Source organism: Streptomyces sp. NBC_00005, from assembly GCF_045160215.1.
Lineage (GTDB): Bacteria > Actinomycetota > Actinomycetes > Streptomycetales > Streptomycetaceae > Streptomyces.
Genome location: NZ_CP108316.1, coordinates 6,238,896 through 6,260,879, shown reverse-complemented (window position 1 = coordinate 6,260,879; position 21,984 = coordinate 6,238,896). Strand labels below are relative to the sequence as shown.

The 21,984-nt window shown below is 71.1% G+C and carries 19 protein-coding genes, 1 tRNA gene and 1 pseudogene; 6 read left to right on the top strand and 15 right to left on the bottom strand.

The window, feature by feature from the left end:
- Positions 1-2: 2 nt before the first annotated feature.
- Both OG303_RS28845 and OG303_RS28840 read right to left on the bottom strand, forming a co-directional pair.
- A complete protein-coding gene (locus tag OG303_RS28845; protein ID WP_405871962.1) occupies positions 3-188 on the bottom strand; it encodes a DUF397 domain-containing protein in 186 nt (61 codons plus the stop codon).
- Entirely contained in the window at positions 185-1,030 is an 846-nt protein-coding gene (locus tag OG303_RS28840) for a helix-turn-helix domain-containing protein (RefSeq protein WP_405871961.1), read from the bottom strand. Before OG303_RS28840 ends, OG303_RS28845 begins: the two co-directional genes overlap by 4 nt.
- Before the next feature lie 137 nt (positions 1,031-1,167).
- On the opposite strand from OG303_RS28840, the gene OG303_RS28835 reads away from it, so the two are divergent.
- A complete protein-coding gene (locus tag OG303_RS28835) occupies positions 1,168-1,590 on the top strand; it encodes an ATP-binding protein (protein WP_405871960.1) in 423 nt (140 codons plus the stop codon).
- Positions 1,591-1,594: 4 nt separating this feature from the next.
- On the opposite strand, the gene OG303_RS28830 is transcribed toward OG303_RS28835, so the two are convergent.
- The 4 genes from OG303_RS28830 to OG303_RS28815 form a co-directional block, all read right to left on the bottom strand.
- Complete coding sequence (locus OG303_RS28830) at positions 1,595-2,146, bottom strand: cysteine hydrolase family protein (protein WP_405871959.1); 552 nt, start codon at positions 2,144-2,146, stop codon at positions 1,595-1,597.
- 41 nt (positions 2,147-2,187) lie between these two features.
- Positions 2,188-2,580 carry a hypothetical protein gene (locus tag OG303_RS28825; RefSeq protein ID WP_405871958.1) on the bottom strand — a complete coding sequence of 131 codons (393 nt, stop codon included), beginning with the start codon at positions 2,578-2,580 and terminating at the stop codon, positions 2,188-2,190.
- Between the two features lie 154 nt (positions 2,581-2,734).
- Positions 2,735-4,963, bottom strand: coding sequence for an MMPL family transporter (locus OG303_RS28820; protein ID WP_405871957.1), 2,229 nt, complete (start codon positions 4,961-4,963; stop codon positions 2,735-2,737).
- A 157-nt stretch (positions 4,964-5,120) separates the two neighbouring features.
- Positions 5,121-5,717 (bottom strand): TetR/AcrR family transcriptional regulator, encoded by a 597-nt coding sequence (locus OG303_RS28815; protein ID WP_405871956.1) that lies wholly within the window; start codon positions 5,715-5,717, stop codon positions 5,121-5,123.
- A gap of 172 nt (positions 5,718-5,889) precedes the next feature.
- On the opposite strand from OG303_RS28815, the gene OG303_RS28810 reads away from it, so the two are divergent.
- The gene (locus OG303_RS28810; protein WP_405871955.1) at positions 5,890-9,279 is read left to right on the top strand and encodes a S41 family peptidase; all 3,390 of its coding nucleotides are present in this window, start codon (positions 5,890-5,892) and stop codon (positions 9,277-9,279) included.
- A gap of 54 nt (positions 9,280-9,333) precedes the next feature.
- On the opposite strand, the gene OG303_RS28805 is transcribed toward OG303_RS28810, so the two are convergent.
- The 4 genes from OG303_RS28805 to OG303_RS28790 all read right to left on the bottom strand — a co-directional run bounded on the left by OG303_RS28805 (position 9,334) and on the right by OG303_RS28790 (position 13,049).
- Entirely contained in the window at positions 9,334-9,600 is a 267-nt protein-coding gene (locus OG303_RS28805; RefSeq protein ID WP_405871954.1) for a hypothetical protein, read from the bottom strand.
- Between the two features lie 85 nt (positions 9,601-9,685).
- Positions 9,686-10,570 (bottom strand): SDR family oxidoreductase, encoded by an 885-nt coding sequence (locus tag OG303_RS28800; protein ID WP_405871952.1) that lies wholly within the window; start codon positions 10,568-10,570, stop codon positions 9,686-9,688.
- Positions 10,567-11,493, bottom strand: coding sequence for an alpha/beta fold hydrolase (locus tag OG303_RS28795; RefSeq protein WP_405871950.1), 927 nt, complete (start codon positions 11,491-11,493; stop codon positions 10,567-10,569). Before OG303_RS28795 ends, OG303_RS28800 begins: the two co-directional genes overlap by 4 nt.
- Entirely contained in the window at positions 11,490-13,049 is a 1,560-nt protein-coding gene (locus OG303_RS28790; protein ID WP_405871949.1) for a flavin-containing monooxygenase, read from the bottom strand. The genes OG303_RS28795 and OG303_RS28790 overlap by 4 nt, the downstream gene beginning before the upstream one ends.
- A gap of 177 nt (positions 13,050-13,226) precedes the next feature.
- On the opposite strand from OG303_RS28790, the gene OG303_RS28785 reads away from it, so the two are divergent.
- Entirely contained in the window at positions 13,227-13,859 is a 633-nt protein-coding gene (locus OG303_RS28785) for a MerR family transcriptional regulator (RefSeq protein ID WP_405877530.1), read from the top strand.
- Here OG303_RS28785 and OG303_RS28780 read toward each other — a convergent pair.
- Positions 13,856-14,680, bottom strand: a complete 825-nt coding sequence (locus tag OG303_RS28780; RefSeq protein ID WP_405871947.1) for an exodeoxyribonuclease III — start codon at positions 14,678-14,680, stop codon at positions 13,856-13,858. The two genes, OG303_RS28785 and OG303_RS28780, sit on opposite strands and share 4 nt — an antisense overlap.
- Positions 14,681-14,727: 47 nt before the next feature.
- Here OG303_RS28780 and OG303_RS28775 point away from each other — a divergent pair, with 47 nt between their 5' ends.
- Positions 14,728-15,204: a GNAT family N-acetyltransferase gene (locus OG303_RS28775; protein ID WP_405871946.1), complete on the top strand. Its 477-nt coding sequence runs from the start codon at positions 14,728-14,730 to the stop codon at positions 15,202-15,204.
- Between the two features lie 3 nt (positions 15,205-15,207).
- Here OG303_RS28775 and OG303_RS28770 read toward each other — a convergent pair.
- Both OG303_RS28770 and OG303_RS28765 read right to left on the bottom strand, forming a co-directional pair.
- A pseudogene (locus OG303_RS28770) lies at positions 15,208-15,869 on the bottom strand (response regulator).
- A complete protein-coding gene (locus OG303_RS28765) occupies positions 15,842-17,107 on the bottom strand; it encodes a sensor histidine kinase (protein ID WP_405871944.1) in 1,266 nt (421 codons plus the stop codon). Before OG303_RS28765 ends, OG303_RS28770 begins: the two are co-directional and overlap by 28 nt.
- A 167-nt stretch (positions 17,108-17,274) precedes the next feature.
- On the opposite strand from OG303_RS28765, the gene OG303_RS28760 reads away from it, so the two are divergent.
- Complete coding sequence (locus OG303_RS28760) at positions 17,275-18,012, top strand: ABC transporter ATP-binding protein (protein WP_405871942.1); 738 nt, start codon at positions 17,275-17,277, stop codon at positions 18,010-18,012.
- The gene (locus OG303_RS28755) at positions 18,006-20,474 is read left to right on the top strand and encodes an ABC transporter permease (protein ID WP_405871941.1); all 2,469 of its coding nucleotides are present in this window, start codon (positions 18,006-18,008) and stop codon (positions 20,472-20,474) included. Before OG303_RS28760 ends, OG303_RS28755 begins: the two co-directional genes overlap by 7 nt.
- Positions 20,475-20,565: 91 nt before the next feature.
- Here OG303_RS28755 and OG303_RS28750 read toward each other — a convergent pair.
- Both OG303_RS28750 and glpR read right to left on the bottom strand, forming a co-directional pair.
- Positions 20,566-20,639, bottom strand: a tRNA-Ala gene (locus OG303_RS28750).
- Positions 20,640-20,729: 90 nt separating this feature from the next.
- Positions 20,730-21,932 carry a gephyrin-like molybdotransferase receptor GlpR gene (glpR, locus tag OG303_RS28745; protein WP_405871939.1) on the bottom strand — a complete coding sequence of 401 codons (1,203 nt, stop codon included), beginning with the start codon at positions 21,930-21,932 and terminating at the stop codon, positions 20,730-20,732.
- Positions 21,933-21,984: the final 52 nt, after the last annotated feature.

Here is a 21,984-nt window from a genome sequence, read left to right as displayed (position 1 = left end):
CGTTACTCGGAAACACCGCCGAGGAAAGCCGACCAGGCCGCCGGGGTGACGGTGAGGTGGGGGGTTTCGGGGGTCTTGGAGTCGCGGATGTGGATGGTGGCGGGGGTGGTCGCCATCTCGACGCAGTCGTTGCCATTGCTGCTGTCGCTGTAGCTGCTCTTGAACCAGCGGAGTTCCGGGGTGCTCATAGTTCTCCCAGCGCTTGCTCGATGAAGGCCAGAGACTCCTCTGGCGTGAGCGCCTGAGCTCGGATGATGCCATATCGGAGATCGAGGACTTGAAGCTGCCGAGGATCTGACACCGGCCGACCTCCGAAGTCGCCATCGGTGCGCCCGACTCCGGTGCCGTCGCCGAACTTCAGCACCTGGATCCGGCCTCCCGTGCCGGGGTGGTTCGCGCGGGCCGTCGGAATCACCTGAAGCTCCACGGAAGGCAACCGAGCCACCTCCAGCAGATGTTCGAGCTGTCGGCGCAACACCATTGTGTCGCCGATCGGGCGTCGCAGCGTCACCTCTTCCTGGACGAAGCTGAGTTCCGGCGCCGGCGAGCGCTCGAAGATGCTCTTTCGAGCCATGCGCGCAGCCACCATGCGCTCCAGCTCGTCCGGCAGGTAGGCGGGACGCCATGTGGCGAGCAGCGCCCGGATGTATTCCTCGGTCTGGAGCAGCCCATGGAGGTCGTAGTTGCCGTACATCAGCAACTCGACGGCCCGCTCCTCCATATCCGCCAACTCCCGCACCTTCTTCGGATAGCGGGCCTTCCGCATGTCCTCCATGAACGCCTTGAGATGGCCGCCCGCACGCAGCGCCTCATCCGCCCTGTCCAGGAATTCCGGCCGAGGAATCCGCGCCCCTCGCTCGATCTTCCGGATCATGTCTTCGCCATAGCGCATGGCCTCCGCGAAATCGGCCACCCGCACGCCCGCCGCTTCCCGGCACAGCCTGAGCAAGCGGCCCACGGCCTCCACCAACGGCGCGATCTCGTCCCCAGGCTGAACATCCCAACCCGCCTCGTCCGCAACCTCGTTCATGCCCCACCTCCACCGCGCACTGGTACCCGTACAACTCCCGAGACAGCCGAGACAGCACAGGACAAAGCCGGGACAGTAACCCTACGTACACGCCCAGCTACTGATCAGAGTAGGCAGAACCGGCCACGCTGAGTGACATGAATCAAGGAACCGTCGAGGCCCACCGCCAACTCGAGAACCCCATCCGCAACTTCACGGTCCTCCTGTCCCCCACACCCCGCGGTGCCCGCATCGCCCACCTCCTGGCGGCGGAGCAACTCCGCACCTGGGAAGTCCCGTTGGAGAAGGCGACGCAGGTCGTCGCCGAGCTGGCGGCCAACGCGGCGACGCACGGGCGGGTACCGGGAAGGGACTTCCGCGTGACCCTCTACATCGTGGCCGACACCCTCCGTATCGAGGTGTCGGACACCCGGGGTGACCGCCTGCCCCGCCTTGCGCCGGGCGGATTGGAGGCGGAGTCGGGCCGCGGGCTCGTCCTGGTGGACGCCCTGGCGGACCGGTGGGGCGTGGCGGAGGGGCCGTATCCACGCAAGACGGTGTGGGCGGAGCTGAGGGTGTGAGGTCTCAGGAGAACGTGACGTCCTTCGTCTTCGCCACCGCCGCCGTGCGTCCCGGCGCCGACTGCCACTGCCAGTACAGGTTCGTGTGGGCGATGACCTGGTCCGGCGGCGGGGCGCCCCACTCGCTGTTGTCGTTCGCCGTGTGGGCGTCCGCGACGAGTGTGACGTCGTAGCCACGGGTGAAGGCGCCGTGGATCGTGGAGCGGATGCAGGCGTCGGTCTCCGCGCCGGTGACCACGAGGTGTCCGACGCCGGCGCCGGCGAGGACGTCCTCCAGCTCGGTGCCCTCGAAGGAGTCGCCGAAGTTCTTGTGGACCAGGGGTTCGGTGGCGCGGCGGGTCAGCTCGGGGACGTACTCCCAGGCTTCGCTGCCCTTCACCAGGCCGTCGTCGGAGTGCTGGACCCAGACGACCGGTATGCCCTCCTCGCGCGCCTTGTCGACGAGGGTGCCGATGCCCGCGACGATCGTGTCGCGCTGGTGGGCATCGGCCACGACGCCCTTCTGAACGTCGATGACGAGCAGGGCCGTGTGGGGTCGCTCAGGCAGTGTGGTCATGACGATCACGCTAGACCCCGCCACTGACAACCGCTCCGCGATCAGGCCCGCAGGGCCGCCGTCTCCGCCCGCTTCCGCCGCCCCGCCACCAGCCCGCCCGCCGCGCCCAGCGAGACCAGGCCCATGCACGCGGCGCCGATGACGCCCTTCACGCCGTCCATCGTGAGGTACATGGCCGCGGCGGTGGCGCCGTTGAAGAGGAACAGGAACCAGAGCGTGCCGGGCCGGCCCAGGAAGGCCTTGATCTTCGGCTTCTTCGCGATCAGCGAGCCGGCGATCATCGCGACGACGCCTCCGACGACGGTGGCGATGTTCTTCTGGTCGCCGTCGAGAACGGCGCCCGCGCCGACGCTCGCGGCGAGACCGGCGGCGAAAGAGCTCCACAGGAGCGCGTTGGCGACGAACTTCCTGACGGCGGCGAAGGGAGAGTTCACGGCTGTTTTTCCTTACGGGAGAAGGGGAGGGGATGTCCTGCGATCTGTCCTCCACGATCCCGTCCGGCGCCCGCCGCAACGAGAGAGCGGCCTCCCGAACCCATGGTGTAGCGCACTACACCATGGGTTCAGGAGGCCGCCGTACGTACGGGCGTCAGGCCCGCACCAGCTCCCGGTCCTCGTCCGGATCCGTGTCCTTCGAGCCGCCGCCGAGGTTCTTCAGACCCTCGCCCTCGACATCCACGTTGGGCAGCACCCGGTCCAGCCACTTCGGCAGCCACCATGCCTTCTTCCCGAGCAGCGCCAGTACCGCCGGGACGATCGCCATCCGCACGACGAACGCGTCGAAGAAGACCGCGATCGCGAGGCCGAAGCCGATCATCTTGATCATCGACTCGCTGGAGCCGATGAAGCCCGCGAAGACCGCCATCATGATCACGGCCGCCGCGGTCACGACCCGCGCACCGTACTTGAAGCCGGTCACCACGGCCTGGCTGGGCTTCTCCCCGTGGACGTACGCCTCCCGCATCCGGGTCACGAGGAACACCTCGTAGTCCATCGCGAGGCCGAAGACGACACCCACCATGAAGATCGGCATCATCGACATGACCGGACCGGTCTCCTCGACGCCCAGCAGGCCGGACAGCCAGCCCCATTGGAAGACCGCGACCACGGCGCCCAGGGCCGCCATCACGCTCAGCAGGAAGCCGAGGGCCGCCTTCAGCGGGACCAGGATCGAGCGGAAGACGACGATCAGCAGGAGGAACGCCAGGCCGACGACCAGGACCAGATAGGGGATCAGCGCGTCGTTCAGTTTCTGCGAGACGTCGATGTTCATCGCCGTCGAGCCGGTGACCAGCACCTTCGCGTCCGTGTCGGCCTTGATGTCCACGCCCGCGTCACGGATGGAGTGGACCAGGTCCTCGGTCTTGACCGAGGACGGCTGGGAGTTCGGGATGACCGTGATCATCGCCGTGTCGCCGGACTTGTTGAACTGCGCCGGCGTGACGGTCACGACATCCTTGAGGCCCTTGATGTCGTCGGTGACCCTGGACACTGCATCCTTGGGCGAGTCGCTCGCCTTCGCGTCGACAGCGATCATCAGGGGGCCGTTGAACCCGGGCCCGAAGCCCTCGGACAGCAGGTCGTACGCCCGGCGCTGGGTCGTGGACGTCGGCTGCGAGCCGTCGTCGCCCAAGCCCAGTTCCAGCGAGGACGCCGGGACGGCCGCGGCACCCAGGCCGACAACTCCCAGCAGCAGGACGGCGACCGGACGCCGTACGACGAAGCTCGCCCAGCGCGTGCCCATGTTCGGCTTGCCTGTGGACGCCTTCCTGGCGGCGCGCGCACCGCCCAGCAGCTTGCTCTTCTCGCCCGCCGGCTTCACCTTCCGGCCCGCGTACCCGAGCAGCGCCGGGATCAGGGTCAGCGCGATGAAGACCGCGATCGCCACCGTACCGGCGGCCGCGATGCCCATCTTCGTCAGCATCGGGATGTTGACGACGGACAGACCGACCAGCGCGATCACGACCGTCAGGCCGGCGAAGACCACCGCGGAGCCCGCCGTGCCGACGGCCCGCCCCGCCGCCTCCTCGCGTTCCCGGCCCTCGGCCAGCTCGGCCCGGAAGCGGGAGACGATGAACAGGGCGTAGTCGATACCGACCGCGAGGCCGATCATCATCGCGAGCGTGGACGTCGTGGAGCCGAGGTCCAGCACGTTCGCCAGGGCCGTGATCGTCGAGACGCCGATGCCCACGCCGATGAGCGCCGTCAGCAGCGGCAGTCCGGCCGCTATCAGCGAGCCGAAGGTGACGACGAGGACGACGGCGGCGACCGCGATGCCGATGACCTCGGTGGAGCCCGTCTCGGGCGTCGTCTGCAGCGCGTCACCGCCGATCTCGACGGTCAGCCCGGAGCCCCGCGCCTGCTGGGCGGTGTCCTCCAGAGCGTCCCGCGAGGCGTCCTTGAGCTCCATGCCGGAGACCTTGTACTTCACGGACGCGTAGGCGACCGAGCCGTCCTTGCTGACGGCGTTCGCCTTGTAGGGGTCGGCGACGGAGGTGACCTCGGAGCCGTCGGCCAGCTCCTTCACCGTCTTCTTGACGGTCGCCTTGTTGGCGGAGTCGGTCATCTTCTCGCCGGCCGGCGCCTTGAAGACGACGCGGGCGGTCGCTCCGTCGGCGCTGGTGCCGGGGAAGCGCTGTTCCAGCAGGTCGAAGGCCTTCTGCGCCTCGGTGCCGGGGATCGAGAAGGACGTGGAGCCCGCGGCGGGTGCGCTGGCCGCGCCGACGCCCGCGAGCGTCAGCAGCGCCACCCAGAACAGTGCGACGAAGTGCCGTCGCCTGAAGGCGAACCGGCCGAGTTTGTAGAGGAACGTGGCCACGAGGGCGTACTCCCGGTCAGGTCGTGTGGTGTTTCAGGGCAGGGGTGATCAACCCGGCAGGGTGGGCAGGGGTGATCGTCCCGACGACTTGAGCGGTGACGTCAGGTACTCGGGGACTACGGGGAACTAAAGGGGAACCAAGGGGAACTGCGGGGATCTATCGCGCGGTGAGGGCGGGGAGGACCACGGCGTCGATGTACGAGAGGAGGAAGTCCTGCGTCGGCGGCCGCTCGTCGATGAGCGAGCGGGCCGCGAACCCGCCGATCATCATGTGGATCATGAAGTCGATCGCCGGGCTGTCCGCACGGACCTCACCCCGGTCGATCGCCCGCTGCAGCACCCGGCGGAACTCCGCCATCTCCGGCTCGATCAGATGCTCCCGGAACGCCTTGAGCAGATCCGGGCTGCCATGGATCGCCATGGCCAGTCCACGCATCAGCGCGGAGCTCTGCTCCATCTCGCAGTCGTCCGAGCGCATCGTGAGGGCGTGCAGGTCGCCCCTGAGCGACCCGGTGTCGACCTCGTCGGCCGAGCCGCCCGGCTTGTTGTGCCGCACCGCCTTCGCGACCAGCTCGGCCTTGCCGCCCCACTGGCGGTAGAGCGTCGCCTTGCTGGACCGGGTGCGGGCGGCCACGGCGTCCATGGTGAGGGCGTCGTAACCGACTTCCCGGAGCAGGTCGAGCACGGCCTCGTACAACTCGGCCTCACGCTCGGGCGTGATCCGACTGCGACGCGCCGTTGCGACCTCAGTCATGCCACTCACCCTTCCCACTCCGAACGACACGGTTTCGTCTTCGTACGTGACGAATGTAGCGCAGCCCCGATAGAAACGAAACCGTTTCGTACGTGTGTTGAGTCACGCCCGGTCGGGGCGTCCGGAATTTTCACAAGTTGCTCCGGTCCATCCCCCGGAAAAGCATGGGGAGGTGAGCTATCTGCGCCTGCCCCACATCAGCGGTGACCTGTTGTGCTTCGTGGCCGAGGACGACCTCTGGCTGTCCCCTCTCGACGGGCCGGGGCGCGCCTGGCGCCTCACCGTCGACCGTACGAAGGTCGGCCACCCGCGCTTCTCGCCGGACGGCCGCACCATCGCGTACACGAGCTGGCGAAGTCTGGTCCCCGAGATCCACACCGTGCCGGTGGACGGCGGGCCGGGCCGCCAACTCACGCACTGGGGCTCGGCGGACACCCAGGTCTGCGGCTGGACTCCCTCCCAGGGGGACCAAGGAGAACAAGGAGACCAAGGAGGCCAAGGAGGCCAAGGAGGCCAGGAAGGTCGGGACGGCCAGGGCGGCCGGGCCGGCAAGGGGGGAGGCAGAGGAGGCAACATCCTCGCCGTCGCCTCCCACGGCGAGCCCTTCTCGTACTTCACCTGGGCCTACAAGGTCTCCACCGACGGCGACGGGGACCCCGGCCGCAAACTCCCCTGGGGCCCGGTCTCCGACATCCAGGTCGCCGAGATCGACGGAGAGCGCAGAACGCTCCTGCTCACCGGCACCCCACCGCACGAACCGGCCGCCTGGAAGCGCTACCGGGGCGGCGCCATGGGCCGCCTCTGGCTGCACGGCGAGCGGCTGCTCGCCGACCTGGAGGGCCATCTGCACTCGCCGATGTTCGTCGGCGGCCGGATCGCCTTCCTGTCCGACCACGAAGGCATCGGCAACCTCTACTCCTGTTCCTACGACGGCTCCGACCTGCGCCGCCACACCGACCACGACGCCTTCTACGCCCGCCACGCCGCGAGCGACGGCACCCGGGTGGTGTACCAGTGCGCCGGCGACCTGTGGATCGTCGACGACCTGGCCGCCGACTCCGCACCGCGCCGCCTGGACGTACGCCTGGCCGGGCCGCGCGCGGGCCGCCGCACGTACCAGGTCCCGGCCGCCCAGCACGTGGACGGCATCTCGGTGGACGAGACGGGCCGCGCGAGCGCCGTCGTCGTACGCGGCAGCCTGTACTGGCTCACCCACCGCGACGGCCCGGCCCGCACGATCACCGACACCCCGGGCGTACGGGTCCGCCTGCCGGAGATGCTGGGCTCCGGCGGCCAGGTCGCGTATGTGACGGACGCGGAGGGCGAGGACGCGATCGAGATCGCCTATCTGCCGCGCGCGACCGGCGACCGCGCGCCGCGCCGGCTGGCCTCGGGCGAGCTGGGCCGGGTCCTGGAGCTGGTCGCCGACCCGCAGGGCGAGCGCATCGCCATCGCCGCGCACGACGGACGGCTGCTGCTGATCACTGTGTCCGACGATGCGGCCTCCGCCGAGGGGACGCAGGACTCCGACGAAGAGGTGACGGAGCTGATCCGCTCGGTCAACGGCCCGGTGCGCGACCTCGCCTTCTCGCCCGACGGCGGGTGGCTGACCTGGTCGCACCCGGGGATCGGCAGGTCACTGCGGCAGATCAAGATGGCCCGTGTCTCCCCGAAGGGAAGCGGGGAGCGGCTGATCGTCGACGTGACCAACGGCCGCTTCGAGGACGAGAACCCGGTGTTCACGCGGGACGGCCGCTACCTGGCGTTCCTGTCCTGGCGGGGCTTCGACCCGGTCTACGACGTCCACACCGGCGACCTGTCCTTCCCGCTCGGCTGCCGCCCCTACCTGGTCCCGCTGTCCTCCGCCACGCCCTCCCCCTTCGCCCTGAACCCGGAGGGCCGGCCCGCCGCCGGGGGCCTGGATCCGGTGGAGGACGAGGAGGGCGGCGACGGCACGGTCACGGTCGAGATCGAGGGGCTGGAGAGCCGGGTCACCCCGTTCCCGGTCACCGCCTCCAAGTACTCGGCGCTGTACCCGGTGGCGGGCGGCGGCCTGGTCTGGCTGCGCTGGCCGATCTCGGGCGCGCTCGGCGAGACGTTCGTCAACCCGGACGACACGACGGGCCGCCCGACCCTCGAGTACTTCAACATCAGCAAGGCGAAGAAGTCCGAACTCGTCGATCACCTGGACTGGTTCGCCCTCAGCGGCGACGGCAGCCGGCTGGTCGTGGTCGACGAGGGCGACCTGCGGGCCGTCCCCTCCGGCGAGTCCGGCGACGGCGACACGACGGTCTGGATCGACCTGCGCCGCATCCTGCACGAGGTCGACCCGGCCGCCGAGTGGCGCCAGTCGTACGAGGAGGCCGGCCGCCTCATCCGCGCCTACTTCTGGGAGCCGGGGATGTGCGGCATCGACTGGGCCGCGGTGCTCGACCAGTACCGCCCGCTGGTCGAACGGGTCGCGTCCCCGGACGAGTTCGCGGATCTCCTCCGTGAGGTCCTGGGCGAACTGGGCACGTCGCACGCGTACGTCACCGCCGCCCGCCGCAACGAGGGCCCACCGCACTACCAGCGCCTGCAGGGCCTGCTCGGCGCCAACTTCGTCCGCAGGGACGAGGGGTGGGTGGTCAGGCGGATCCTGCCGGGCGACTCCTCGGACTCCAAGGCGCGTTCACCGCTGGCGGGCACCGGCATCAGGGAAGGCGCCGTACTGACCCACGTCGACGGCCGCCCGGTGGACCCGGCGACGGGCCCGTACCCCCTCCTGGCCGGTTCGGGCGGCACGACCGTCGAACTCACCTTCACGCCGGCGGAGGGCGAGACGGGCCGCGCACGCCGCGTGGCCGTGGTCCCCCTGATCGACGAACGCCCCCTGCGCTACCAGGACTGGGTGGCCAAGCGCCGGGCTGTCGTACGGGAGTTGAGCGGCGGCCGCTGCGGCTATCTGCACATCCCGGACATGGGCGGCTCGGGCTGGGCCCAGTTCAACCGAGACCTGCGGATGGAGGTGTCGCGGCCCGCCCTGATCGTCGACGTACGCGGCAACGCGGGCGGCCACATCAGCGAGTTGGTGGTGGAGAAACTGACGCGCACGATCCTGGGCTGGGACCTGACCCGCAACGCCCAGCCGGTGTCGTACGCCTCCAACGCCCCGCGTGGTCCGGTGGTCGCCCTCGCGGACGAGGCGACGTCCTCCGACGGCGACATGATCACGGCAGCCATCAAGCTGCTCAAACTCGGCCCCGTCATCGGCCAGCGCACCTGGGGCGGAGTCGTCGGCATGACCGGCCGCCACCGCCTGGGCGACGGCACGGTGATCACGGTCCCGATGAACGCGGCCTGGTTCGACGCCTACGGCTGGGGCGTGGAGAACCGGGGTGTCACCCCCGACCTGGAGATCCTCCGCACCCCCCTGGACTGGGCGGAGGGCCGCCACGCCCAGCTCGACGACGCGGTCCAACTGGCAGTGGACCTCCTGGAGACGAACCCTCCGGCAACCCCCCCGGACTACTCGAACGTCCCGGACCGGTCTCGTCCGAAGCTGCCGCCGAGGAGTACATGAGAAAGGGTGCCCCTCGTCAGGGGCACCCTTTCCCGTCAGTGCAGGACGTCGACGTCAGGCGTCGTAGTCCTGGTCGAAGCGGTCCTGCTCCTCGCGGTGGAGACGCTCCGACTCCTCGTCGCGCATGCGGTCGCGACCCTGGCCCTGGCCCTGGCCGGGACGCGTGCGCTCCTCGCCGGGGCGGCCACGCTCCTCGCTGGGACGGCCACGCTCCTCGCCCTGACGGCCACGCTGACCTTGCTCGCGGGCCTGCTGGGCCTTCTGCTTGGCCTGCTCCTGCCACTGCTCCGACTTGTCCTGGAACTGGTCCTTCATACCCATGTGGGTTCACTCCCGTAGTGGGTGGGAAAGGCCCTTGATCGGGCCTCGACCAGATTCACACGGGTCGACAAAGCGCGCATTTCGATCAACTACGGTGCGTAGCGCGGGACTCCTCGTCCGCCGCCCCACCTGCGCCGACGAGCCCCGAACGCATGCCCTCCAACCGCGCTCCGAACCGCTTCATCTCCCGCTGGCCCACCGTCCCGATCAGCCCCGGCAGATACCCCCGCACGCCCTGCATCCCGCGCAGCCACCACTGCCCGTACACATGGCTCGACCGGCGCTCGATCCCGGCGACGAGCCGGTCGACCGCGGGCCCCAGCGGATACGTCTTGTTGGACGGCCACGGCAGCCGCTGCCGCAACTCCCGCATCACCTCGTCCTGATCGGCCCCGCGCACCATGTCCGTGTCGGTCCACGACAGATAACCGACCCCGACCCGTACGCCCTTGTAGCCGACCTCGGCCCGCAGGCTGTGCGCGTACGCCTCCACACCGGACTTGGAGGCGCAGTACGCGGTCATCATGGGCGCCGGCGTGATGGCGGCCAGCGAGGCGATCTGCAGCAGATAGCCCCGGCTCTCCATCAGCACCGGCAAAAACGCCCGTGCGGTCACCGCGGACCCGATGAGATTGACCTCGATGACCCGCCGCCAGGCCTCCGGATCGGAGTCCACGAAGGGACCGCCGGTCGCGACACCCGCGTTGGCGACGACGATGTCGACCTTCCCGAACCGCTCCTTGACCTCCCGCGCCACCCGGGCCATCGCCTCGTGATCCGTCACGTCGGCGTACCAGTGGTCGCTGTCGCTGTGCAGCCGCTCGGAGACCTGCTTGAGGGCGTCCGGTTCGAGACCGACCAGCGCCACCTTGGCACCGCGCGCGGACAACTTGCGGGCGAGCAACTCCCCTACGCCGCGCGCCGCCCCGGTCACGACGGCGACCTGTCCTTCGAGGCCGACCCTGCTCATGCGCCCTCCTTGATCGTCCCGTTCGTCGCGTACGTCGTCACGAGTTCCCGGATCCGGCCGCTGACCAGCTCCGGCGCCTCTACGGGCGTCATATGGCCGAGCCCCGGCAGCTCGGTGTCGCCCACGCAGTTCGGCAGCGCGGCGACCAGTGCCCGCGCCTGCACGGGAGGCGTGAGCCGGTCCGCCGTACCGACCACCACAGCCGTCGGCACCCTCAACTCCCGTACGCCGTGGTCGAGATCGAGCAGGGCGAGCACATGCGCCCAGGCGTACCGCACCTTGCGCGGACACGCGTGCACGATCCGCGCGCACGCCTCCACCATGTGCGGCGCCGAACCCGGCCCCATCGTCCCGTACTTGAGGATCCGCCGGGCGAGGGGCGTGACCGGACCGAGCGGCGCCCGCGCCCCGAGGATGTGCCTGGTCAGCCAGGTCCGCAGCCGCCCGGCACCGAGGGGTACGACGGTCGACTCGGCGACCAGCCGCGACGAACCCGTACTGCACAACAGCACGGCCGCCGCATGCTCTTGGAACCCGGGCCGGCGGGAGGCGGCCATCACCGTCATGCCGCCCATGGAGTGCCCGGCGATCACGGCCTTCTCGCCCGGCGCGAGGGTCGCCTCCAGTACGGCTTCGAGGTCGTCGGCGAGGGCGTCCGTACTGCACGCCGGGCTCGCCGGACTGCGCCCGTGCCCGCGCTGGTCGTAGGCGATGACGCGGTGGTCGGCGGCCAGGTCCCGTATCTGCGCGGCCCAGAAGGCGGTGGAGCAGGTCCAGCCGTGGGCGAGGACGACGGCGGGCGCGCCCTCGGGCCCGTGCACCTCGACGTGCAGACGGGCGCCGTCGGCGGAGACCGCGACGAGTTCACGGGCGGGGGCGGGCGGGGCGTACGGCCCGGAGGAGACGTGCATGAGCCGACTCACGCGTCCACCTCCGCCGTCTCCTGGGAGGGCTTGTCCTGGGCAGGATTCTCTTGCGCGGGTTTCTCCTGGACGGGTTTCTCCTGGGCGGGCGCGCGGAGGAGTTCGTACTCCGCGAGATCCACCCGCCGCGTGGCCCGCCGGAACTCGGTCGTCGTACCGGGCCAGATGGTGGTGTTGCGCCCGCTCGCGTCGAGGTACCAGCTGGTGCAGCCGCCGGTGTTCCACACGGTCCGCTTCATCCGCTCCTGCACCCGGTGGTTCCAGGCGGCGACCGCACTCGGCCGGGCGTCGAGGGCCGCCCGCCCGCCGAGGACGTCGAGTTGCCGTACGAAGTCGGCCATGTAGTTGAGCTGCGACTCGATCATCAGGATCATCGACGAGTTCCCGAGCCCGGTGTTGGGCCCGATGATGGTCATCCAGTTGGGGAACCCGGCCGCGGAGGCGCCCCGCAGGGACTCCATCCCGTCCTTCCAGGACTCGGCCAGCGTCCTGCCCTCCGCGCCCACCACCCGGTCGGCGATCGGCATGTCGGTGACGTGGAACCCCGTACCGAAGACGATCACGTCGACCTCGGCCTCGGTCCCGTCGGCGGCGACGACGGTGGAGCCCCGGATCTCGCTCAACCCGCTCGCGACGACGTCGACGTTCGGCCGCGCGATCGCCGGATAGTACGCACTGCTCAGCAGGATCCGCTTGCAGCCGATGCGGTAGTCGGGGGTGAGCTTGGCGCGCAGGGCCGGGTCCTTGATGGCCCGCGCCATGTTGCGCTTGGCCAACTGCTCGATGAAACCGAGCTCGTTGGGGTGCTTGGTGAACGCCTGGACCTGCAACTCCCTCATCCCCCACAGCAGTCCGCGCCGGGCCTGCGTGGTGAAGGGCAGCGCGCGATGCAGTGCCCGCTCGGCGCCGCTGATGGCGCGGTCGATACGCGGCATGACCCACGGCGGGGTGCGCTGGAAGAGGGTGAGACGGCCGACCTGGGGCTGGATGGCGGGCACGATCTGGATGGCGGACGCGCCCGTCCCCACCATCGCGACCCGCTTGCCGCGCAGGTCGTGGTCGTGGTCCCAGCGGGCGGAGTGGAAGACCTCGCCGGGAAAGGAGTCGAGCCCCGGGATGTCGGGGACCTTCGGGTCGGACAACGGCCCCGTGGCGGACACGACGATGTCCGCGGACAGCCGCCCACTACTGGTCTCGATCTCCCACCGAAGCTTCTCGGTGTCCCACGTCATCATCTTCACTTCGGAGTCGAAGCGAATGTGCGGCCGCAGCCGGAAGACGTCCGTGACGTGCTCCAGGTACTCCCGGATGTGCCCCTGCCCGGAGAAGGTGCGCGGCCAGTCGGGGTTGGGAGCGAAGGAGAACGAGTACAGGTGGGACGGCACGTCGCACGCGCACCCGGGGTAACTGTTGTCGCGCCAGGTGCCGCCCACGCTCCCGGCCCGTTCGAGTACGACGAAGTCGGTGACGCCCTCGCGCCGCAGCCGCACGGCGGCCCCCAGCCCGCCGAACCCGGATCCGACCACCGCCACGCGTACATGTTCGTGCTCGGCCATCCCGTAGCCTCCACGCCTCGCTCTTCGGACTCTGCCAGTGAACACTGGCGCAGTGGGAGCGTAGAGCAGCTCCGTACCGATGGGTAGGGGTCGGTCGGAACAGGGGGAAAGAAAGTTACCGGCGGTACAACATAGGCTGCCCACGTGGCAGGGGAAGACGGACGACGCGAGTACCGCATGGAGGAGCTGGCCGGGCTGGCCGGCATCACGGTGCGCACCCTGCGCTTCTACCGCGAACGCAAACTGATCCCGCCGCCCCGCCGCGAGGGCCGCATCGCCTGGTACGACGACCACCACCTGGCCCGCCTGCGCACGATCGCGGCGCTTCTGAACCGCGGCCACACCCTCACCGGCATCGCGGAACTCGCGGAGGCCCTCGACCACGGCCGGGACGTCGCCGACGTCCTGGGCGTCGCCGACCCCACCGAGGAGGAGCCGGTCCGCCTGACCCCGGAGGAACTCGCCGCCCGCTTCGAGGGCGAGGTCACCCCCGAGAACCTCGCGGCCGCCCTGGACCTCGGCTACCTGGGCACCGACGGCGACGAGATCGTCCACATCAGCCGCCGCCTCCTCGACGTCTCCTCGGCCCTGGTCCGCGAGGGCATCCCCCTCGCAGAGGTCCTCAAGGCAGGCGCCCGAGTCCGCGAACACGTCGACGCCATGGCGGAAATGTTCGCCGAACTGGTCCTCCGCCACACCACCGAGGACGACCTCCAGCGCCTGCGGCCCCTGGCCCGGAGCGTGGTGGAGGCGGAGCTGTCACTGGCGCTGGACCGGCGGTTGCGGAAGCCGGACCAGAGGATCGACTAGCGGTCGTACACCACGGTCACCGGCGCATGGTCCGACCACCGCTCGTCATGCGTGGCCGCCCGCTCGACGTACGCCTTGACGGCCTTGGCGGCGAGACCGGGTGTGGAGACCTGGTAGTCGATCCTCCATCCCGAATCGTTGTCGAAGGCCCGCCCCCGATAGGACCACCACGTATACGGCCCCTCAACCCCCGGATGCAGCGCCCGCACGACATCGACGTACCCCCCGTCCTCCGCGTCGAAGACCTGCCCCAGCCACTCCCGTTCCTCCGGCAGGAAGCCGGAGTTCTTGGTGTTGCCGCGCCAGTTCTTGAGGTCGGCCTGCTGGTGGGCGATGTTCCAGTCGCCGCCGACGACCACCTCGCGGCCGTCGGCGGCGGCCCGCTCGCGCAGGTCCTTCAGGTACGCGAGGAACTCGTCCATGAAGCGGACCTTCTCGTCCTGCCGCTCGGTGCCGACCTCACCGGAAGGGAGGTAGAGGGAGGCGACCGTGACGCCCGGGAGGTCGACCTCGACGTACCGGCCGCTGGTCTCGAACTCGGCCGACCCGAAGCCGACCTGGATCCGGTCGGGCTCGCGGCGGGTGTAGAGGGAGACGCCGGCGCGCCCCTTGGCGGCGGCCGGCGCATGCACCACGTGCCAGCCGTCGGGTGTGCGCACGTGCTCGGGCAGTTGCTGCGGCTCGGCGCGCACCTCCTGCAGGCAGAGCACATCGGCGGAGGTGCCGGCGAGCCACTCCACGAAGCCCTTCTTCGCGGCGGCGCGCAGTCCATTGACATTGACAGAGGTCACAGTGAGCACGCGGGAACGATACCGGCACACTGGACCGAGTCCAGATTCCCACTTTGCATAGGTGTGCGGTCAGCTACATGAATATACGTCAGGTCTCCTTCGACCACCCGGACGCCGTCAAGCTGAACGACGAGGTCCAGGCGGAGTACCACGTGCGCTACGGCGACGGCGGGGACGCCACAGTCCTGGACCCGGCGGACTTCGAGCCGCCGAACGGCGTGTACTTCATCGCGTACGACGAGAACGACAGCCCCCTCGCCACGGGCGGCTGGCGCTCCCAGGACACGAACGACGAGGGCAACGTCGACGGGGACGCCGAGCTCAAGCGGATGTACGTGGTGCAGGGGGCGCGGGGCCGCGGCCTCGCCCGCCTCGTCCTGACCGCCCTGGAGGAGGACGCCCGCGCGGCCGGCCGGGTGCGGATGGTCCTGGAGACCGGCGCGAAGCAGCCGGAGGCGATCGCCCTGTACACGTCCAGCGGGTACGAGCCCTGCGGGAAGTTCGGCTACTACCGCCACTACGAGGACAGCCGGTGCTTCGCGAAGGCTCTGTGAGGCTCAGCCCCGGAGGTAGGCCAGCACCGCGAGGACGCGGCGGTGGACGTCGTCCGCCGGCGGCAGGTCCAGCTTGGTGAGGATGGAGCCGATGTGCTTGCCGACGGCCGCCTCGGACACGACCAGCGTCCGGGCGATCGCGCCGTTCGACTTCCCCTCCGCGATCAGCGCCAGCACCTCCCGCTCCCGCGGGGTGAGCCGCGCGAGCGGATCGCGGCGGCGGCGCAGCAGCTGCCGTACGACTTCCGGGGGTCGACCACCGTGCCGCCGGCCGCGACCTCGCGCAGGGCGTCGACGAACTGCTCCACCTGCCCCACGCGGTCCTTGAGCAGATAGCCGACGCCGGTCCCGTCGCCGGAGTCGAGGAGTTCGGCGGCGTACGCCCGCTGCACGTACTGGCTGAGCACCACTACCGGCAGCCCGGGCCGCTCCTCGCGCAGCCGTACGGCCGCGTGCAGCCCCTCGTCCTGGAAGCCGGGCGGCATACGGACGTCCGTGACGACCACGTCCGGCTCGTGCTCGGCGACGGCGGCGAGCAGCGCGTCCGCGTCGCCGACGGCGGCGACCACCTCGTGCCGGAAGCGGTTGAGGAGCGCGATCAGTCCCTCCCTGAGCAGCACGCTGTCCTCGGCGAGGACTATGCGGAGGGGTCTGTCGGCCGGCAAGGGATCTCCACACGCAGCAGGGTCGGTCCGCCCGGTGGGCTGGACAAGGTGAGTCTGCCATCGAGGACCGACACCCGGTCGGCGAGTCCGGTCAGCCCGCTGCCGCCGTCGGGGTCGGCGCCGCCGCGTCCGTCGTCGCCGATCCGCAGGACCAGCCGTCCGCCCTCGTACCCGCCGCCGACCTCGGCCCGTCCGGCCCCGCTGTGCCGCGCGATGTTCGCGAGGGCCTCGCGGACGACGAAGTACGCGGCGGATTCGACGGGTTGGGGCAGCCGGGGCAGGTCGAGGTCCAGGTTCACGGGGACCGGGCTGCGGTCGGCGGCATCGGCCACGGCGGCTTCGAGGCCGTAGTCGGCGAGCACTTGGGGGTGGATGCCGTGGATGAGCTCCCGGAGTTCCGCGAGTGCCTGCCCGGCCTCCTCGTGGGCCTTGGCCAGTTGACCGGCGAGCGGTCCCGGCGGGGCGTCGAGGCGGGCCAGGCCCAGCGTCATGGTGAGGGCGACGAGCCGCTGCTGCGCGCCGTCGTGCAGGTCCCGCTCGATGCGCCGCCGCTCCGCCTCGAAGGCGTCGACCAACCGGGCCCGGGAGCGCACGAGTTCAGTGAGCCGCTCGTTGTCGTCCCGTGCACCGACGAGCGCGCGGGTGAGCTGGGCGCGCCCGCCGGCCACCACGCCGAGGGCATACGCCCCTGCCCCCAGGAGCACCACTCCGGCGCACGCGACCCCGATCGCGCCGCCCCACGTGTCCACGCTCCACAGCTTCACCACCTTCGCCTCGCCCTGGACGCCGACCAGCACGGGCGCGGCGACCATGGACAGTGGCACCCCGGCGGCCAGGACGACGACCACCGCGTCCAGCGGCCACAGCACCACCCCGAGCAGCAGGGCGTACGCCAGCTCCCGCCACGTCGCCGTCTCCCGCAGCCGCGCCGACAGCCAGGCCCCGAGGCCCGGCGCCTCCGGCACCCGGTGCTGTCCGCCGGCCACCGCCCCCATCCCGACCAGCCGCAGCCGCGACCGCTCCACGGCAGCCACGGGTATGCCGATCAGCGCGGTCAGCACCAGCAGCGGCAGCCCGACGAGTACGACGGCCAGCGCGCCCCCGGCCGCGGCCCCACAGACGGTCACCACCAGGACGACCGCCCCGAACAGGGCGCCGCTGCCCAGGAACGCCACCGCCCGCCACGGCCACACCGACCACAGGTATCCGCGTCCGCCCAGCGCCTGCCACAGGTTCATGGCGATCACGGTAGAAGCGGTGCGGGGCCCCGGGCCATACGTCCCGGGCGAGGTCGGAGGGTATGCCTGGCCCTACCCCAAGTCTCGTCTCCGCCGTACTGATTCACCGCCCCGTCCCACGGTTTCGTGTTCCCACCGAAACCGAACAACACGGGGAACGAGGGCAGATGACCACCAACGCGATCGAACTACGGGCGGTACGGCGGGAGTTCGGCTCCGGCGACAGCCGGGTGAGAGCACTCGACGACGTCTCGCTCGCCTTCCCACGCGGGACCTTCACGGCCGTCATGGGCCCGTCCGGCTCGGGCAAGTCCACTCTGCTGCAGTGCGCGGCCGGTCTGGACCGCCCCACGTCGGGCTCGATCCTGATGGGCGACACCGAGCTGACGGCCCTGAACGAGCGCAAGCTCACGCTCCTGCGCCGCGAACGCATCGGTTTCGTCTTCCAGTCCTTCAACCTCCTCCCCTCCCTCACCGCCGAACAGAACGTGGCGCTCCCCCTCCGTCTCGCCGGCCGCCGCGTACCGAGGGCGGAGGTCCGCCAGGTCCTGGAGCGGGTCGGTCTCGGCGCGCGGGCCCGCCACCGCCCCACCCAGCTCTCCGGCGGCCAGCAACAGCGCGTCGCTCTGGCCCGCGCCCTGATCACCCGCCCCGAGGTCCTGTTCGGCGACGAGCCGACCGGCGCCCTCGACACCCGGACCGGCAGGGACGTACTCGCCCTGCTGCGCGCCATGACCGACGCGGAGGGCCGGACGGTCGTGATGGTGACCCACGATCCGGTCGCGGCCTCGTATGCGGACCGGGTGGTGTTCCTGGTGGACGGGCAGGTCAACGGCGAGCTGGCCGGGGCTTCGGCGGCCGGCATCGCGGGGCGCATGACGACCCTGGAGGCCGTGCCGTGCTGAGCATCGCGATCCGCACCCTGCGCACCCGCTGGGTCACCTTCGCGGGCAGCTTCGTCGCGCTCGCGCTCGGCGTCTCGCTGATCACCGTCATGGGCCTGGCCCTCGCCTCCTCAACGGACGCCCCCGAACGCCGGCCGGAGCGGTTCGCGCAGGCCCCGGTGATGGTGCGGGGGCAGGACACCCTGCGCGTCCCGACGGCCGCCGGCATCCGCACCGAGAAGCTCGCGCAACCACGCCCGGTACCGGCGAAGACCGTCGCCGCCCTGCGCCGGCTGGGCCGGGTCACCGAGGACCGCTCCTTCGCCGTACGGGCCGAGGGCGCACCGCACGACCTGGTCGGCCACCCCTGGTCGACGGCGGCGTACGCCCCCTACGAACTGACCGCGGGACGCGCCCCCAAGGCCTCCGACGAGGTCGTGGCCACCGGCGACTGGACGTCCGTAGGAAGCCGCCTGCGCACGGGCGGCGGGCTGGTTCGAGTGGTCGGAATGGCGAAAGTGGAGGGGGCCGGGACCTCCGAAGCAGCCGACCACGCCTTCAAGAACGCCCTCTTCTACACCGACGCCCGCGCCGCCCGGCTCGCACCGCTGAGCACGCAGCTCGTCGTGGACGCCGACGCGGCGGCGGTACGGCGGGTGGTCGGCACCGGCGCCGAGGTGCTCACGGGGGTCGGACGCCGGCTCGCGGACGCCGATCCCGACCGGGACCGCGAAGCCCTCACGGCGCTGAACGCCCTGTTCGGAACGGCCGGCGGAGTCACCGGCTTCGTGTCGGTGTTCGTCGTGGCGTCCACGTTCGCCTTCGCGGTCGCCCAGCGGCGCCGCGAGTTCGGGCTGCTGCGCACGGCGGGCGCGACTGCGGGCCAGATCCGCCGGACGGTCTGCGCGGAGGCGCTGCTGGTCGGCACGCTCGCCTCGGCCACGGGCTGCGCGCTGGGCGCGTACGCCGCCCCGCATCTGGCGTCCTGGGTGGTCGACGGCGGCCTCGCCCCGTCCTGGTTCACGATCGGCGCCCCCACCTGGCCGTACCACGCGGCCTTCTGGACGGGCCTGCTGGTGTCCCTGTGCGGGGCGACGGCCGCGTCCTGGCGAGCGGGCCGCACCGCCCCGACCGAGGCGCTGCGCGAGGCGTCGGTGGACAGCGAAACCCTGACGAGAGGCCGCCTCTGGTCCGGTACGGCCCTGCTCGCGACGGCCGCGGCGACGCCGGCGCTCGCCCTCCTGACCGACCCCGGCGACCTGCTGCACCGCAAGACGTACGTGAGCCGCCCCATGCTCCTGATCACCGCGGTGGCGCTGCTCTCCCCGGCCCTGGTGCGCCCGCTCGTCCGGCTGATCGCCCGGCTGCCCGGCGCGGTCGGCATGCTGGTGCGCGAGAACGCCGCCGCAGGCGTCCGCCGCACGGCGGCCGTGGCGGCTCCGGTCCTGGTCACGGTGGCTCTGACGGGCTCACTGCTCGGCGCCGCGGCGACGCTGAACGGGGCGAGGACCACCGAGACGCGACACCGCACCGCCGCCGACTTCGTCCTGACATCGCCCGCCGGCTTCGACAACGCAACCCTGCGCCACCTGCGCACGATCCCCGGCACCGAGGTCTCCCCCACCGCGTCGAGCGCCGTCTACGTCCTCGAGGACGGCGTGGCCCTCATCAAGTCCGAGGCCCGCGCCGCCGATCCTCGAGCGCTCGCGCGAACGGTGCGCCTGCCCCTGACCGCCGGCCGCGTCACCGCCCTCGACGACGACTCGATCATCGTCAACGAGGAGTGGCAGACGCACACGGTCGGACGCCGGGTCACCGTCTGGCTCGACGACGGCACCCGGAAGTCCCTGCGGATCGCGGCCGTGATGCCGGTCGGCACCGGCGACAACGGCGCCTACGTCACCCCCGCCAACGCCCCGCGCGCTCCCGTCGACCAGGTGGAGGTCAAGCTGCGGAAGGGCGCGGACGCACCCCGGGTGGCAGCGGCCCTGAAGGCGACCACGGACCGGACGGACGCCGAGGTCCTCACCCGGCGGCAGTGGATACGGAGCACCGCCCCCTCGGGGATCTGGGCCCCCGGCGACCGCACGACCCGCCTCGGCTTCCTCCTCGTCCTGGGCATCGCCCTCCTCTACACCGGCATCTCGCTGGTCAACACCCTCGTCATGGCGACCTCCGACCGGCTGCCCGAGCTGTCGTCGCTGCGTCTGACCGGGGCCACGCGAGCACAGGTCCTCCGCCTGATCACCGCGGAGTCCCTGACGGTCGTGGCGGTCGGCGCCCTGCTGGGCCTGCTGGTGGCCGTACTGAACCTGCTGGGCCTGTGGACCGCCCTGGCCCTGCAGTCGGTGTGGACCCCCCTCCGGCTCCCGTGGCCGGCCCTCGGCACCGCCACAGCGGCGTGCGCACTCCTCGCCGTCGTCGCGGCACTGCCGCCGGCGGCCGCAGCCCTGCGCCGCAGTGCACTGGAGGCGACCCTCTGACAGAACGTCAGCAAAACAAAGATCCCGCCCGATCAACCGATCGGACGGGATCTCATCAACTGCCCCAGGTTTCCCTGACCAGTTGTTGCGGTGGACCTGTGGGGATTTGAACCCCAGACCCCCTCGATGCGAACGAGGTGCGCTACCAGACTGCGCCACAGGCCCTTGCAACGAGTGAAACTCTAGCACCCCGATCAGGGTGCTTGGAAATCCGTTCCCGCCCGCCCGAGGACAGCAGCACAGGTGGGGCGGGGGCTACTCGTTGGCGGCCCGCGGCCGGTCGCCGTCCTCGTACTGGTCGAACAACGGGGTACGGCCACGCTCTCGTGCCCGCCGCGCGGAAGCCGCCCGGCGGGCGTCACTGCGCCCGTCGCCGTCCGCCTTCTCGTCCTCGCAGGCGGCGTCGTCCGGCTCCGCGCCGTCTCTCCGCTCGGCCTCGGAGGCAGCCTGCTCCTCCTGGTCGCGGGCGACGGAACTCGACCGCGCGGAGCTCCAGGCGTCCGGCGCTCCGAGGTCCACGTCCGAGGTGGCCCGCGGAGCGACCGGCGCGGTCACGTACGTCGGCAGCGGCACCGGCACCGGGTCCCAGCTGTCCCCGTGCCCGGGCCTGCGCTGCCGCTCGCGCTGCTGGTCCACCCACTCGGCGTGGTCGGTCTGCTCGACGAGCGCGCGCCGGTCGGCGGCGAGCGCGGACAGTCCGGGGTCGGTCTCCTGCCCTCGTCCTTCGTCCGGGTCGTCGGCGTCCGCTTCGGTGGCGGCCGCGCGCCGGCGCGGCTGGCGCGAGCGCTCCCGCAGGCGCTGCGCGGCGGCCTCGGCTCGGCGCCGGTCCATCTGGTAGGCGAAGCGGCGTCGCTCCTGGGAGCGCAGGTACATGATGTAGCCGCTGAGCAGTACGGCGGGTACGCCGGGCGCCCAGAGGAACGCGAGCCCTCCGACCGCGGCGACGACCGCGCCGAGCGTGAACGCGATGAAGAGCATCACGGTGGTGCGCCGACGGCGCGCGAGCGCCTTCGTACGCCGAGCGCGGGCTGCGGCTGCCTCCTCGGAGGGTGTGCGCCGGGCCGGGGGCACCCGCTTGCGCGCCGGAGCGGGGCCCGCTGCGGACGCCGGGGCCTGCGCCTGTTCGCGCGCCGGTTGTGCACGCGCCGGGGCCTGCGCCTGCACCTCTGCGCGTACCTGCGGACGGGTCGGGGGCATGGCGAAGGCCCGGACGTCCACCGAGTCGGTGGCGTCTGGTTGGCCGGCGCTGGGCTCCTCCTCTTCGGTGGAGCGCGCCTGCAGGTCCTTGGCGTATCGGCGCTCCATACCCGCCCGTCCGGACAGGAGCCGGATGGCGGTGCTGAAGCGTTCCGTCGGACGGGCCTCGTTCAGCTCGTCCTGCCTACGGAGCCACATCGGCACCAAGTAGGCGGCCCAGGCCCCGACAATGACTGCGTAGATGAGGCCGCTGCTGCTCACGCCTCACACGGTAGAGGGGTTTGCGTGAGGCCATCTGCCAATTGCGCCGGTG

Coding starts and splice junctions, on each gene's coding strand:
- OG303_RS28800 (WP_405871952.1), bottom strand. CDS start 10,570: ATGAGCAGGGTCGGCCTCGAAGGACAGGTCGCCGTCGTGACCGGGGCG.
- OG303_RS28840 (WP_405871961.1), bottom strand. CDS start 1,030: ATGAACGAGGTTGCGGACGAGGCGGGTTGGGATGTTCAGCCTGGGGAC.
- OG303_RS28765 (WP_405871944.1), bottom strand. CDS start 17,107: ATGAACCTGTGGCAGGCGCTGGGCGGACGCGGATACCTGTGGTCGGTG.
- OG303_RS28785 (WP_405877530.1), top strand. CDS start 13,227: ATGGAGGAGCTGGCCGGGCTGGCCGGCATCACGGTGCGCACCCTGCGC.
- OG303_RS28790 (WP_405871949.1), bottom strand. CDS start 13,049: ATGGCCGAGCACGAACATGTACGCGTGGCGGTGGTCGGATCCGGGTTC.
- OG303_RS28830 (WP_405871959.1), bottom strand. CDS start 2,146: ATGACCACACTGCCTGAGCGACCCCACACGGCCCTGCTCGTCATCGAC.
- OG303_RS28760 (WP_405871942.1), top strand. CDS start 17,275: ATGACCACCAACGCGATCGAACTACGGGCGGTACGGCGGGAGTTCGGC.
- OG303_RS28845 (WP_405871962.1), bottom strand. CDS start 188: ATGAGCACCCCGGAACTCCGCTGGTTCAAGAGCAGCTACAGCGACAGC.
- OG303_RS28815 (WP_405871956.1), bottom strand. CDS start 5,717: ATGACTGAGGTCGCAACGGCGCGTCGCAGTCGGATCACGCCCGAGCGT.
- OG303_RS28805 (WP_405871954.1), bottom strand. CDS start 9,600: ATGGGTATGAAGGACCAGTTCCAGGACAAGTCGGAGCAGTGGCAGGAG.
- OG303_RS28775 (WP_405871946.1), top strand. CDS start 14,728: ATGAATATACGTCAGGTCTCCTTCGACCACCCGGACGCCGTCAAGCTG.
- OG303_RS28835 (WP_405871960.1), top strand. CDS start 1,168: ATGAATCAAGGAACCGTCGAGGCCCACCGCCAACTCGAGAACCCCATC.